Source organism: Thermococcus sp. 21S9, assembly GCF_012027635.1.
In the GTDB taxonomy this organism is placed as follows: domain Archaea; phylum Methanobacteriota_B; class Thermococci; order Thermococcales; family Thermococcaceae; genus Thermococcus.
Genome location: NZ_SNUS01000001.1, coordinates 1657173 through 1670979 on the forward strand (window position 1 = coordinate 1657173; position 13807 = coordinate 1670979).

Consider the following 13807-nt stretch of genomic DNA (forward strand, 5'->3'; position numbering starts at 1 on the left):
CCCCTGGGGGATGAGGCATGGATGAGAAGAGCGCGCTCATAGCGTCACCGGTTCTGGCCTTTGGCCTGACTATAGTGCCTGCGTTTTTAGCGGGCCCCATAGCGGGCCTGATTGGTGGTATCGTCGGAGTGGGAGCAGGAATACTGCTGACGAAGAACATAGCGGGGAAGGCAAAGATTCCTCCAGAGGTGGAGCAGTACCGCAGGGAGATAGAGGAGCAGATGAACGCCATCATCAGAATCCTCGACAGAATCGCCGAAGGAGACCTAACGGTTGAGGACGTTGAGCTCGACGGACACCTCAGGGAGATTCGGACGGCAATAGAGAAGATGCGCCAGAACCTCCACAGGATGGTTTCATCGATTAAGGACGCGGCGGAGATTGTAAACGAGAGGAGCGCCCTCATCAAGGAGAACATAGACCAGATTAGCGAGGCCATACAGCAGGTTGCCGAGGCAATCAACCAGGTCAGCATCGAGGCGCAGAGGGAGCAGGAGAACATCAACCACATGACCGAAACAATGCGCTACATTGACGAGATAGGAAAGGAGACCATAAACACGATGGAGGACTTTGAGAGGTCCATGAGTGAGGTTGTCGGACTTGCCAGGGAGGGTGGCCAGAAGGGCGAAGAGGCCGTCGGGCAGATTGAAGAGATAAGGAACATGATGCTGATGATTGAGGAGACCGTCAAGGGCGTTGCCGAGATGGGCAAGAACATAGCCAACATAACCAACGTGATTACGGGCATCGCGGAGCAGACGAATTTGCTCGCGTTGAACGCGGCTATTGAGGCGGCGAGGGCAGGCGAGGCGGGTAAAGGCTTCGCGGTCGTTGCCGAGGAGATTAGAAACCTCGCGGAGGAGAGCAAGCAGGCCGCCGACGATATCAGGAACATTGTGGAGCAGATTATGGCCAAGATTGACGAGAGCGTCGAGGTCACCGGAAAGAGCGTAGAGACCGTTGCCCAGTCAACGGAAGTCCTCAAGGAGAGCGTCTCGTACCTCACCCACATAGCCGAGCTCATGGAGGAGATGGAGGTCAAGGCCAACGAGCTCAAGAACAAGGTCCTTGAGGAGGGCGAGAAGATAGACGAGGGTCTGCGCTTCCTTGAGAACCTCGCGGCATCTGCGGAGGAAACCACGGCGGCGGCAGAGGAGGTCAGCGCCGCGGCGGAGGAGCAGACCTCGGCGCTGGAGGAGGTCCGCGCAACGCTCGCGGACTTCGAAGAGGTCGTCCAGAGGCTCATGGAGGAAGTCAACAGGTTCAAGCTTTGAGCCAGCTCCGCTCCCGGTACCTTCCCCTGCTCTCTATCTCCTCTATCTTCTCCTCGATTTCCTTCCTCGCTTTCTCGCCGAGAACCTCTGCATAGCCCTCTAAAACGGCCCTAAAGCCCTCTTCGAACCAGGTGTAGTGCGTGCTCTCCATCGCCCTCTTGAGGAGATGTAAATCAACGCCCCTCGCCTCGAGTGTCGAATCGAAGTCGGCCAAGCCGAAGTCTATGAGGTAGACCCTCCCGTCGCGGAGAATCATGTTGCTCGTTGTCAAATCGCCGTGAACGATGCCGGCTTTGTGGAGCCTGCCTATCTGCCTCCCGATTTCCCGGCAGAGGCTTAAGCGTTCGTCCATTGGGACTTCCTCAAGGTGCTCCTTCAACCTTTTGCCCTCTATGAACTCCATCACGATTACCATGTCGCGCAGGTTGACCTCGTAGACGTACGGGCAGTTCACGCCGAACTCCTTCGCCCTGTGGAGGATTCGGGCTTCCCTAACGGTCCGCTCCTTTCTCAGTTTGACGTCTATCTCCGGAATCCTGTACCTCTTTGGAACCCTGTGCTTCACGATTACCCTCTCGTTCAGCAGGTCAACGCCAAATACCTCCTCAAAGGTCCCCTCGTAGATTTTCGCCTCGGCCCCCTGGGCTATGAGCCTCATTCAATCACCCCTGCTTCCCGAAGCAACTCCTCATACTCCCCGAGCTCAACCCGAATCTCAACAACGTTCTCGACGTTTATCACAAGCGTTCCCGTCCCGTCTCGAACGACCAGCACGGCCTTATCAACGTTGCCCTCCTTCACCTTCTCCCGCGCGTACTTGAGCTTCTCCCCGTCCGATTTGAGCATGTCGTCGAGGAGGGAAACCCTGTTCTCAACGTCCACCGCGACAATCCCATAGCGTTCGATGTCATCTAAGACCTTCCTCGCGAAGTCCGGGGAAAGGTTGTAGACCTTTACGTCCATAGACCACTCACCACCCGTCATTGTTCCCCAAGGTTTTAGCCCTTTCCATAACCATTCCCGAATTTTTCTGTCGATTGACCAAAATTAAACCAAAAATTTGAACAATTTGAACCAAAAATTTATATAGAGCGCTGACGAACTGATTCCGCAAAAAGGTAAAAGGTTTGGAGGAATGTCAAAATGAGCATGAGTGGACAACCGGTTGTTATTCTCCCGGAGGGAACCCAGAGGTATATAGGTAAGGACGCCCAGAGGCTCAACATCCTCGCGGCGAGGATTGTCGCAGAGACGGTTAGAACCACCCTCGGACCGAAGGGAATGGACAAGATGCTGGTTGACAGCCTCGGCGACATCGTCATCACTAATGACGGCGCGACCATTCTCGACAAGATTGACCTTCAGCACCCCGCTGCCAAGATGATGGTTGAGGTTGCGAAGACTCAGGACAAGGAGGCCGGTGACGGTACTACTACTGCCGTTGTCATCGCCGGTGAGCTCCTCAAGAAGGCCGAGGAGCTTCTCGACCAGAACATTCACCCGAGCATAATCGTCAAGGGATACACCATGGCGGCCGAGAAGGCCCAGGAGATACTCGACGAGATAGCCATCAAGGTCAATCCGGACGACGAGGAGACCCTCCTCAAGATAGCCGGCACCTCAATCACCGGAAAGAGCGCCGAGGCCCACCGCGAGCTTCTGGCCAGGCTCGCCGTTGAGGCCGTCAGGCAGGTCGCCGAGAAGGAGAACGGAAAGTACAAGGTTGACATCGACAACATCAAGATAGAGAAGAAGCCCGGCGAGAGCGTTGACGAGAGCGAGCTCATTCGCGGTGTCGTCATCGACAAGGAGGTCGTCCACCCGAGGATGCCCAAGAGGGTTGAGAACGCCAAGATTGCCCTCATCGGCGACGCTCTCGAGGTCAAGAAGACCGAGACCGATGCGAAGATAAACATCACCAGCCCGGACCAGCTCTTCGACTTCATAGAGCAGGAGGAGAAGATGCTCAGGGACATGGTTGAGGCGATAGCCAAGACCGGGGCCAACGTTCTCTTCGTCCAGAAGGGCATCGACGACCTCGCCCAGCACTACCTCGCCAAGCACAGCATAATGGCCGTCAGGCGCGTCAAGAAGAGCGACATGGAGAAGCTCGCGAAAGCTACTGGCGCCAAGATAGTCACCAACGTTAAGGACCTGACTCCAGAGGACCTCGGTGAGGCGGAACTCGTCGAGCAGAGGAAGGTTGCCGGCGAGAACATGATATTCGTCGAGGGCTGCAAGAACCCGAAGGCGGTAACCATACTCATTCGCGGTGGAACCGAGCACGTGGTTGACGAGGTCGAGAGGGCCCTCGAGGATGCCATCAAGGTCGTCAAGGACGTCATGGAGGACGGTGCGATACTCCCGGCCGGCGGTGCCCCGGAGATTGAGCTGAGCATAAGGCTCGATGAGTTCGCCAAGCAGGTCGGCGGTAAGGAGGCTCTGGCCATCGAGGCCTTTGCAGAGGCCCTCAAGATAATCCCGAAGACCTTGGCTGAAAACGCTGGACTCGACCCGGTTGACATAATGGTCAAGGTCATCAGCGAGCACAAGAACAAGGGCCTTGGAATAGGCATCGATGTCTTCGAAGGCAAGCCGGCGGACATGCTCGAGAAGGGCATCATCGCTCCGCTCCGCGTTCCGAAGCAGGCCATCAAGAGCGCCAGCGAAGCCGCCATAATGATACTCAGAATCGACGACGTCATCGCCGCCAAGCCCAGCAAGTCCGAGGGAGGACAGGCCGGCGGAATGGGCGGTATGGGTGGAATGGGTGGCATGGACATGGGTATGGGCATGTGATGCCCCTTTTCTACCCACTTTTGACCAAAAAGATTTATTTTTCGCCCTTGTATTCTTCCCCGGGGTGAGACGATGGGGCTTGAAATGTGGCTCCGAACGGGGCTGTTGATGGCAATCCTCACCGGACTGCTTATGGGAATCGGCTACCTCTTCGGAGGGCCCAGCTTAGCGTTCATAATGTTCCTCTTCGCCATGCTCTTCAACTTCATAACCTACTGGTACAGCGACAAAATCGTGCTGAGCTGGTACAACGCGAGGATAGTTGACGAAACCGAGGCGCCGGAGCTCTACGCGATAGTGAGAAACCTCGCCGAGAGGGCAGGGCTTCCTATGCCCAGGATAGCGATAATCCCAACCGAGACTCCGAACGCCTTCGCCACAGGAAGGGACCCGGAGCACGCGGTCGTCGCCGTAACTCAGGGACTTCTCAGAATCCTCAACAGGGACGAGCTTGAAGCCGTCCTCGGTCATGAGCTAACCCACATCAAGAACAGGGACATTCTCATTGGAACAATCGCGGCCGCGATGGCAGGAGCGATAATGCAACTTGCCTACTGGGCGCGCTGGATAGCGATATTCGGCTCCTACGACGACCGTGACGGTGACAACATCATCGCCGCAATCCTCGTGGCGATTCTCGCTCCAATCGCGGCGATGCTAATTCAAGCCGCTATAAGCCGTTCAAGGGAGTTCCTTGCGGACGAGGGCGGTGCGAAGCTCAGCGGAAAGCCTTGGGCGTTAGCGAGCGCGCTCCTCAAGATTGAGCAGGCCGTCCGCTACAGGCCGATGCGCGAGGGCAACCCGGCAACCGCCCACATGTTCATCATCAACCCCTTCAGGGGAATGAGCATCGCCGAGCTGTTCTCAACGCACCCGCCGACGGAGAAGAGGATTGAGAGGCTCAGGAAGCTCGCCGAGGAGATGGGCTACGTCCCCAACTTCTGATTTAATTTTTACATAATTATTTAATCCTTCAATTCTTTATTTATATAACTCTGCTGAAACCTACCGGTCGCGCTTCTCAACGATATGCATTTAAACGTTAGCTTCCAATTTTTAACGGTGATTAACGTGAAAGCCGTGAAGGCAACCCTTCTCTACGACGGCCTCGGCAACGTCCAGAGGGACGTTTACGTCGTTTTCGATAAGAGCATCATGGATGTAACGAAAGAGAAACCGAAGGATGCAGAAGTAGTCGCGGAGGGTGTCGTTACCCCCGCATTCATAGACGGCCACAGCCACATTGGAATGGACAGATACGGAGAACCTTACCAGGAGGGCGAAGCCAACGAGCAGATGGACTCGGTTCTTCCGCTCGTCGATGCGCTCTACTCCATCTACATGGACGACAAAGCGTTTAAGCACTCCATCGAGTTCGGCGTGCTCTACTCCTCGGTTCTACCGGGAAGCGGAAACATCATCGGCGGAAAGGCCGTCTTCATAAAGAACTACGGGCGCGACATCGAGGACGCTTTCATCCAGTACGCGGGCGTTAAGGCCGCTTTCGGCTACAACCCGCGCTCGACCACGAGCTGGAAGGGAACCAGGCCGAGCACGAGAATGGGCGCGATAGGAATCCTCCTCAACTGGCTGATAAAGACGCAGAAGACGATAGCCCTCATCGAGAAAGGCAAGAAGGAGCCTGAGGAAGTCGAGCCAACCGTCGAGGCTCTGATTCCGGTCCTCAAGGGCGAACTTCCCCTCCGCGTCCACGTGCATAAAGAGGACGACATAGCTGCTCTGCTGATGATAAAGCGGAAGTTCGGGCTGAAGATTACCATTGAACACGCCGGCGACGTCCACAGCAGGGAGACCTTTGAAAAAATTAAGGCCGAGGGCGTTCCCGTAATCTACGGCCCATTTGACAGCCACCCCTACAAGGTGGAACTCAAGCACGAGGACTGGAAGAACGCCAGGTATTTGCTCGAAGTCAGGCCCCTCTTCGGCCTCATGAGCGACCACCCGGTCACGCTCCAGGCGAACCTCTACCTACAGCTCAGGCACTTCGTGAGGCTCGGCATGAGCAAGGCGGAAGCGATAAAGGTAATCACCCACAACAACGCGAAGATACTCGGCGTTGACGACAGGCTCGGAAGCATCGAGAAGGGCAAGTGGGCCTCTCTGGTAGTCTGGAACGGAGACCCGTTCAACCTCGAGAACTACCCGACGCACGTCTTCGCGGAAGGCGAGCTGATTCACGAGGCGGACTGGTGAGTTAAAACCTTTTACCTCTCTTTTGCTATTCTGTTGCTTCAGAGGTCAACGCTCCTCGTCATCGCGCCGTCTATGACGACAGTGGAGCCGAGCATGTATTCGGCATCATCGCTGAGCAAGAAGGCCACGAGCAAGCCGAGTTCTTCCCACCTCCCGGTTCTGTGAAGGGGCGTTCTGCCGAGCACCTCGCGTTCCCACGTCTCCTCGAAGGGCTCTCCCTTCGCCTCTGCAACCGCCCTGAGGTTCTCCCGCGCACCGGGCGTGTCGAAACTGCCGAGAAGAACGGAGTAAGCACGGATTCCCTTACCTCCGTAGGTCCTTGAAACGCTCTTTGCCAGCTGAACAAGTCCGGCGCGAGTTACATCGGCAAGGATGAGCGGGGGCATCGGTTCCTTTATCGAGACCGAGTTCAAGTAAACGAGAACGCCCTTCCGCCTCTTCTCGAGCCACGTTTGAACGAGGAGCGTCGTTAGATAGCCCGGCGCGACCGTGTGAAGCGCTGAAGCTTCAATCCAGTCGAGGTAAGTGGCTTCGTGGAGGAGGCACGGCTCACAGCGGACGTTTCCGGCGTTCCAGACGAGGGCATCAACTCCCCCAAGGAGTTCCCAGCCTTCTTTCACGAGGTTCTCAAGGTCGCGCTGGTCAAAAAGATTGGCCTCAACGGCGTAAACTTCGCCGTAGCCCGAGAGCTCGTCGAGGGCCTTTCTCAGGTTTTCCCGGTTTCTGGAGCTTATCACAACCCTTGCGTTCCTCCTCAAAAGCTCCCGCGCGACGTTGAAGCCTATCCCGCGCGAGGAGGCCGTAACTATTACACCTATTCCCTCGAGGTCAACCTCAATCATGGTAGCGCATACGAGGGTGGGCTAATAACCTTTGTCCCGGTGACGAATTAGGCTTCCCGAATTTGGGAAATCCATGTCATTGTGGCAAAGTTTTCGGGAAAAGAAACTTAAGGTGCAAAACCTTCGGTTTTCAACAGGTTTTTCGAAAAACTTTGGAGGTGATAGAGTGAAGTTCTACGTCTGCAGGGAGAAGAGCGAACCGAAGCCCTTTAAAATAGCAATCATCGGCGCGGGTCCAGCAGGGCTCACAGCCGCCGGCTACCTCGCGTGCAGGGGCTACGAGGTTCACGTCTACGACAAAATGCCAGAGGGCGGGGGAATGGTAGCCTTCGCGATTCCTGAGGTTAGAATACCGATAAAAACTGTTAGAGAAGGTGTCAAGGACCTCGAAAAGCTCGGTGTGAACTTCCACTTCAGGACGAAGGTTGTCTACGACTCCCCGCGTGAACTTGGGGATGAGTGGGCCGAGCACTTCGTATCGCTCGAGAGGCTTTTGAGTGAGTTCGACGCCCTCCTCATAGCCACTGGCGCCTGGCGTCCGAGGAAGCTGAAGGTTCCAGGCGTTGATTTGCCGGGCGTTTACGACGCGCTTAAGCTACTCCACCACATAAAGATGGCGAGGATAGGTTACTACCCCTGGGACCGCGTTCCCGACTTGAAGGGCAAGCACGTCGTCATAATCGGAGCGGGCTACACCGCGGTTGACGTTGCCCTCGAATCGAGGCTCCTTGGTGCTGAAAAGGTCACGATGGTCTACCGCCGTTCCCTGGAGCAGAGCTACGCAAAGGCCGAAATCAGGAAGCTCATCGAGGAGGGTCTTGAGTTCATCGAGATGGCATCGCCCGTCAGAATCCTCGGCGAAAACAGGGCCGAAGGGGTTGAGTTCGCGAGGACGAAAATCGTTGAGGGAAGCGTCGTTACAACGGACGAAAGGTTCATCGTTGACGCCGATGTGGTAGCCTACGCTATCGGTCAGTTGCCAACAAGCCCGATTCGCGAAGTCGTTTGTGCGAACGAGGAAATCCTTAAGGAGGCCGGGATTTTCTTCGCCGGAGACGTCGTCGCGCCGAGAAACATCGGAACCGCGATGCGTGAAGGGAGAGCGAGGGCGAAGGAGATAGAGGAGTGGCTCACAAAGAAGGCGCCGAGAAAGGTCTTCCCGGTTCCGGTTACTGCCAGGCTGATAGGCTCCGTCCTGAGCGGGAAGTGCTGACGAAAGCTTTAAACGCCTCCCTCCCAACCCCCTCCCATGACGGGGCCGAAAGATATCGTGCTTAAGGAGAGCGAAGAGGTTGAGGGAGTTCCCGTTGAGGGGCCGTGGCTCGACGACGTTTCAAGCCTTGAGGAGGTTCTGGATCATTACGAGCGCATAGGCTTTCAGGCGACGCACCTTGGCAAAGCAATAGAAATCTGGCGGAAGGTCGAGGAGAAGAGGGCAAAGGGAGAAGAAGTCCGCGTTTTTCTCGGCTACACCTCGAACATTATCTCCTCCGGTTTGAGGGAGATAATCGCGTGGCTTGTGAAAGAGGGCAAGGTTGACGTTATAGTGACCACCGCCGGCGGAATAGAGGAGGACTTCATAAAAGCACTCAAGCCTTTTATCTTGGGCGACTGGAACGTTAACGATGCCCTGATGCGCGAGAAGGGCATCAACAGGATAGGCAACATCTTCGTGCCCAACGACCGCTACATTGAATTTGAGAAGTACATGATTCCCTTCTTCGAGCGGGTTCTTGAGATGGAGAAGGAGCGCGGGGTTTTAACGGCGAGCGAGTTCATCTACGAGATGGGTCGCTACATGGACGAGAAGCTCGGAAAGGAGAAGGAGAGGAGCGTTATCTACTGGGCCTACAAGCGGAACGTCCCGATTTTCTGTCCGGCGATTACCGACGGCTCGATAGGGGACATGCTCTACTTCTTCAAGGAGGAGCGCGGAGATAGAGAGTTAATCATAGACATCGCCAACGACATCGTGAAGCTCAACAATTTAGCTGTTACAGCCAAGGAGACCGCCTCGATAATCCTCGGCGGTTCGTTGCCGAAGCACGCGATAATCAACGCCAACCTCTTTAGAGGGGGAACGGACTACGCGATTTACGTGACGACGGCAATCCCGTGGGACGGCTCACTGAGCGGTGCACCGCCGAGTGAGGGCGTAAGCTGGGGCAAGATAAGGGCGAAGGCCGACTACGTCGAGATATGGGCCGACGCGACGCTGGTCTTCCCGCTACTGGTGTGGAAGGTTATGAGGGATTAATCTCTAAGCTTATTCGTTACTAATAATTTCTTTTGCTTTAGTGGGATCATAAACTGCTATTCCAATACTTTCAAGATAGCTACATACCTTTTCATCATAATCTCCTTCGCCCTGATCAGTAGTTACAATTCTTTTGTCTTTTGAGACATAGCTAACTTTTACAAATATTATGTCATCTTGATCAAACTTTAGATCCATTAGGGTTTTTTCGATTTTTCTGGGAACTCCTCTTATATTTTTATAAGAAATTCGTTGTTGTCTTTCAACGACAATCTTCCAAAATGCAGAGATAAACGAGTCGAAATGTAAATTCACATTTTTCATGTATTCATTAAGTATTATTCCTTCATCATCAACACACAATATCTGATTGTCTTTATCCATGAACATGGAAAGGAATTGGAAGCAAGCATAATATTCATTATCTATATTCTTTGATTTAGAGAACATATTGGCTTTTACAAGAACATTTGTATCTATTACCCACTCTTTTTGGGTAGACATAATTCCATCCCCCCTCTTACTAGTCAGGAGGACTCTTTCTGATGTGTGGATGTTTTTTGGATCTTATTGAGTCTAGCCTTGGTGAGCTCTATTATTTCTCTAGCGTCCTCCTCAAAGAATCCTTTTGGCCAATTTTCCAATTCTCCAAGTTCATTTATTGAAATATCTTGTATATTGGTGCCCTCTTTAGTCATTTCAAAATAATATATAGCAACGTCCTCAGGGCGAATAACCCCCTCTATGATTCTCCTTTGAAGTCTGAGAATTATATGTTCACTGTGGGTTTCTATTATTAGTTTCCTGTTCCCAGACTTTGCAATATCAATAAACAAATCAGCCATATCTGCTTGAAGTTTTGGGTGCAAATGTATTTCTGGTTGCTCTATTAATATTATTGAATCAGAAGGTGCGTGAAACCCTTCTATTATAATCGGCAATATTTGGGAAAGTCCAAATCCTACGTCTGAAATGTTCAATTTTAACCCTTGAATAGGGTCTTCAACTAATGCTTCGAGGAGTATTTGAGATTTTATGCCTTTTATTTGGAACTGTTTTGCTAAATCAAACTTCTTTAGCCACTCGTTAACTTTCTTTATCAAGTATTCCTGCCTTTTTGATGTCAACAATGTGCTCAGGGCATTTTCTCCACTGGGTCCTACGTCTAGAGGAACATCTCCCGAGAGGATGTAATATCTCTTTGGACGCTCCCGGAGAGGACCTATATAGTAAATTTTTTTCATAATTTTTTCTATTGTTCTAACAGAATCTAATAAAAATTCTGCAACAAGTATTTCACCTTCAGAAAATTCTGAAGGTGTTTCGATATCAAGAATTGGAGACATATATGCAAGGATATAAAAATTAATAGGATGTATTGTTGTAGTAGTGTTGTAGATGCGACCCGTTGTTGTTTTATAAACCCAAGCTTTCTGGAATAATTTTCCAGCTTTCTTGTCATTTATATATACTTCATACTTTTGATTTTTGCTGTCAAATTTAAAGACGACTTTAAATGACGTGTTTCTACGTTCTTCCGAGTTCAATTGTATCTCAAATTCTTGTAGTCTTAGCGTAGGGACAACACCTTTAATTGGAGGTTTCACGTATCGTATTTTAGATTTGTATGTAATGGTGTCCCCATATTCATGAAGATATCTTAGGAAATTATCACGGCGATAGCGTATACGGTATCGTAGGTCATTTAGTACATTATCTAGCCTTACTGAAAATTCAAATTCTATTGATTTCCTGACCCGTTGCTTGTGGATAATCTCTCTAAATGACCCTAGTTGGACATATCTACCGTTTAACACCAAGGGGCTGTCTCTAGAGGTGCTTTCTATAGTCTGTTTTAGCAATAAAAGGAATTGGATAAAACTGCTCTTGCCGCTACTGTTTGGACCAATTAAAATTGTAATGGGTTTAATTTTCTTTTTGCCAGTATCAGAAAAAGACTTAAAATTTTTCACTTTGATATCTTCAATCATTCTAATTCACCAACATTTTAAACTTTTCAAACCTTTATAAAAATTACTATTTATAGTTTACTATTTAAGAATTTAAAATCCTCTCCTCCCCACCCGGCAACACCAGAGGCCTCGACAGGTGCTTCCTCGCATCCGGCGGAACCTCGTAAATCTTCCTCTCCAGCTCGCGGGGGACTTCAACCGGAATCAGCTTCTTCGGCATTCTGTAGCCGCAGCGCTTGCACTTTAGGTAGTCGCCCTTGCTCTTCATCGTTCCCCCACAGCGCGGGCACTTAGGTTTTCTGTATTCGATTTTCGGGACGAGCTTCACAGGGTAGAACTTCTCAAGGTTGAGCGTCAGAACTCCCTCGTGCTCCTTAACCCCTCCAGCGGCGATGATTTCATCGCCGGGCAGGAGCTTCCGAACGTAGTTCCTGAACTTCTTCGTCGGCTCGAATGCCGCGACGCGTATCTTTCCCGTCTCGTCCTCCAGCTCGAGGAAAACGTGCCTCCCGCGCTCCCAGTATGGCCTGGAAACCCTACCCCTGACAACAGCGCTGTCGTATAGCCTCAGCTCGCCGATTTTTTTTGGAGTCAAATGGTCGTCGGTGTTCTGGTTCGTCTTGTAGAGCTGGTAGAAAGCTATCGGCTCCCCAAAGCGGACCATCTCAAAGGCCTGGAGAACCTTTCCCCTATCAATCCCCCTGATTCCGACGAGAACGGGGTCTTTGCCGTGAGGGGCTATGAGTACGGTTCTCTTGTAATAATCCACGTTGTCGTAGGTGAAGGGATAGCTCCACCTGTCGGCCAGAAACACGCTTTCGGCGTCGACTTTTCTCTCCTTCCCCCAGTTCTCGGGCTCGCGGTAAGCTAAAAGCTCGTAGGTGAAGGTCTTTAAAGGATAGCCGATTGAAGCTAAAGCGCCGATTATGCCCCTGCCAAGCTTGAACTTGAAGGTTTCCGCTCCAACCTCCCTCGCAACCCTCTCGGCTTCCTCGATGGTAACGTGCTCCCTCAAAGCTTTAAGCGAGAACTCCCTCAGTTTTTCGGGGATTTCGCCCTCGAGAAAAGCGACGCCAGGGTTTGTATTCTCGTGTGTGAAGTCCGCGAGCTGGTTGACGTAGAACAGCACGAGGTCCTTAATCTCAGGGATAAGCTCTTCATCGACCTCGAAGGTCATCGCAACCGCTCCGTTCCCGCGCGTCTTGTATGGGATGTTCGGGTTCAGTCGTATAAGCCTCGGCAGGTCGATGGGCTCAGCTAAGCGCGACAGCTCACGGTAGAGGAGCGCGCCGAGGTAGGTCGTGCACATGCCGTTGGGTGAGTCCGTGTCGTCGATTCCGATGTGGAGGAGCATGGTTGGAGAAAAGAGTTGGGGCTTAAAAATTAAACGCAAGGATGAGCCCTGCAGAGATTACGAGGACGACGATAAAGTACGGTACGGAATACCTGTGAAAGTCCCTCAGAGAGACCCTCGCTATTCTAACCGCGATGAGATTGGCGAGAGAGCCAACAACAGTTCCAGTTCCACCAGCGTTCACACCCACAGCTAAGGGAAGCCAGCTCGGCTTTGAACCGAGGAAGACAACCGTCGCCGGAACGTTGCTTATCAGCTGGCTTAATCCTGCAGACGCCAGAACGAGGCCGGCTTCCTCGGTCGGGAGGAACAGGCCCGCCTTAAGGAATAGTGCCGAGAGCTCGTTGAAGTCTATGAAGATGAACGCGAAGGTGAGCACGAGCGCCCAGTCGAAGCTTAGAAGCACGTCCCGCTCGAGGAGAAGAAAGACCAGCAGGGTGAGCGCAATCGAGAGCTCGTGCCTCCCGATTTCGCCAAGGTAAACGTTGAGGCCGAGGAGAATGGCTGAGACGATGAAGAGGTCCTTTCTGAAGGCAACCGCGGGAAGGGAGCGGACTGAGAGCGGTTCATCTGGAGTGAAGAAGACGATTGCCAGCAACAGGCCGAGCCAGAGGAGAACGAAGGGGAGCATGCCCTCGATGAATGCAAAGAACCCTAAACCGTACTCGCGCCAGATTATGATGTTCTGGGGGTTTCCTATCGGCGTCAAAGCGGAACCGACGTTCGCCGCTATCGCCGAAAGTGTTACCGCCCTCGCCTTGTCCATCCCGGAAAGCTCGGAGAGGGCCACGACGAGGGGAATGAAGACGAGCATCGCTGTATCGTTCATTATCAGTGCCGAGGAAAGGGCTATCGTTGGAAGCAGAAGGAAAAGCAGTCTCCTGCTCGAGCCGTTTGCCCGCGTTACAAGCCTTGGCGCGAGCCTGTTGAAGACTCCGGACAGCTCGAGACCCTTCGAGGTTATGATTAAAGCGGTGATGAGGCTTAAACTGCTCCAGTCGACGAGGTCAGGCGTTCTTCCGGGAAGGGAGCGGTCTATCAGGACTAACCCGGCGTAGAGGAGGAGCAGAACGCTCAAGAACCACTCCCTT

At 52.6% G+C, this 13807-nt stretch carries 13 protein-coding genes; 6 read left to right on the plus strand and 7 right to left on the minus strand.

Annotated features, from left to right (window positions below; translation table 11 throughout):
- Positions 1–17: 17 nt before the first annotated feature.
- The gene (locus E3E28_RS09320; protein WP_167914854.1) at positions 18–1277 is read left to right on the plus strand and encodes a methyl-accepting chemotaxis protein; all 1260 of its coding nucleotides are present in this window, start codon (positions 18–20) and stop codon (positions 1275–1277) included.
- Here the strand turns inward: E3E28_RS09320 and E3E28_RS09325 are convergent.
- The gene (locus tag E3E28_RS09325; protein ID WP_167914855.1) at positions 1267–1935 is read right to left on the minus strand and encodes a Kae1-associated kinase Bud32; all 669 of its coding nucleotides are present in this window, start codon (positions 1933–1935) and stop codon (positions 1267–1269) included. The two genes, E3E28_RS09320 and E3E28_RS09325, sit on opposite strands and share 11 nt — an antisense overlap.
- On the minus strand, positions 1932–2240 hold the full coding sequence (locus E3E28_RS09330; protein ID WP_167914856.1) for a hypothetical protein: 309 nt from the start codon (positions 2238–2240) through the stop codon (positions 1932–1934). The genes E3E28_RS09325 and E3E28_RS09330 overlap by 4 nt, the downstream gene beginning before the upstream one ends.
- Before the next feature lie 180 nt (positions 2241–2420).
- Here E3E28_RS09330 and thsB point away from each other — a divergent pair, with 180 nt between their 5' ends.
- The 3 genes from thsB (at position 2421) to E3E28_RS09345 (ending at position 6290) form a co-directional block, all read left to right on the plus strand.
- The gene (gene thsB, locus E3E28_RS09335) at positions 2421–4076 is read left to right on the plus strand and encodes a thermosome subunit beta (protein WP_167914857.1); all 1656 of its coding nucleotides are present in this window, start codon (positions 2421–2423) and stop codon (positions 4074–4076) included.
- A gap of 72 nt (positions 4077–4148) precedes the next feature.
- Entirely contained in the window at positions 4149–5021 is an 873-nt protein-coding gene (htpX, locus tag E3E28_RS09340) for a zinc metalloprotease HtpX (RefSeq protein ID WP_167914858.1), read from the plus strand.
- A gap of 126 nt (positions 5022–5147) precedes the next feature.
- Complete coding sequence (locus E3E28_RS09345; RefSeq protein ID WP_167915395.1) at positions 5148–6290, plus strand: amidohydrolase; 1143 nt, start codon at positions 5148–5150, stop codon at positions 6288–6290.
- A 38-nt stretch (positions 6291–6328) separates the two neighbouring features.
- On the opposite strand, the gene E3E28_RS09350 is transcribed toward E3E28_RS09345, so the two are convergent.
- Complete coding sequence (locus E3E28_RS09350; protein ID WP_206203821.1) at positions 6329–7132, minus strand: SDR family oxidoreductase; 804 nt, start codon at positions 7130–7132, stop codon at positions 6329–6331.
- Between the two features lie 166 nt (positions 7133–7298).
- On the opposite strand from E3E28_RS09350, the gene E3E28_RS09355 reads away from it, so the two are divergent.
- Positions 7299–8345 (plus strand): FAD-dependent oxidoreductase, encoded by a 1047-nt coding sequence (locus tag E3E28_RS09355; protein ID WP_167914859.1) that lies wholly within the window; start codon positions 7299–7301, stop codon positions 8343–8345.
- Between the two features lie 36 nt (positions 8346–8381).
- Positions 8382–9389, plus strand: coding sequence for a deoxyhypusine synthase (locus E3E28_RS09360; RefSeq protein WP_167914860.1), 1008 nt, complete (start codon positions 8382–8384; stop codon positions 9387–9389).
- A gap of 9 nt (positions 9390–9398) precedes the next feature.
- Here E3E28_RS09360 and E3E28_RS09365 read toward each other — a convergent pair whose 3' ends face one another.
- The 4 genes from E3E28_RS09365 to E3E28_RS09380 form a co-directional block, all read right to left on the minus strand.
- Positions 9399–9893 carry a hypothetical protein gene (locus E3E28_RS09365; protein ID WP_167914861.1) on the minus strand — a complete coding sequence of 165 codons (495 nt, stop codon included), beginning with the start codon at positions 9891–9893 and terminating at the stop codon, positions 9399–9401.
- A gap of 23 nt (positions 9894–9916) precedes the next feature.
- Positions 9917–11380, minus strand: coding sequence for a DUF3696 domain-containing protein (locus E3E28_RS09370; protein ID WP_167914862.1), 1464 nt, complete (start codon positions 11378–11380; stop codon positions 9917–9919).
- Positions 11381–11444: 64 nt separating this feature from the next.
- Positions 11445–12716, minus strand: coding sequence for a tRNA(Ile2) 2-agmatinylcytidine synthetase TiaS (tiaS, locus tag E3E28_RS09375; RefSeq protein ID WP_167914863.1), 1272 nt, complete (start codon positions 12714–12716; stop codon positions 11445–11447).
- Between the two features lie 22 nt (positions 12717–12738).
- Positions 12739–13794, minus strand: coding sequence for an SLC13 family permease (locus E3E28_RS09380; protein ID WP_240921667.1), 1056 nt, complete (start codon positions 13792–13794; stop codon positions 12739–12741).
- Positions 13795–13807 lie beyond the last annotated feature (13 nt).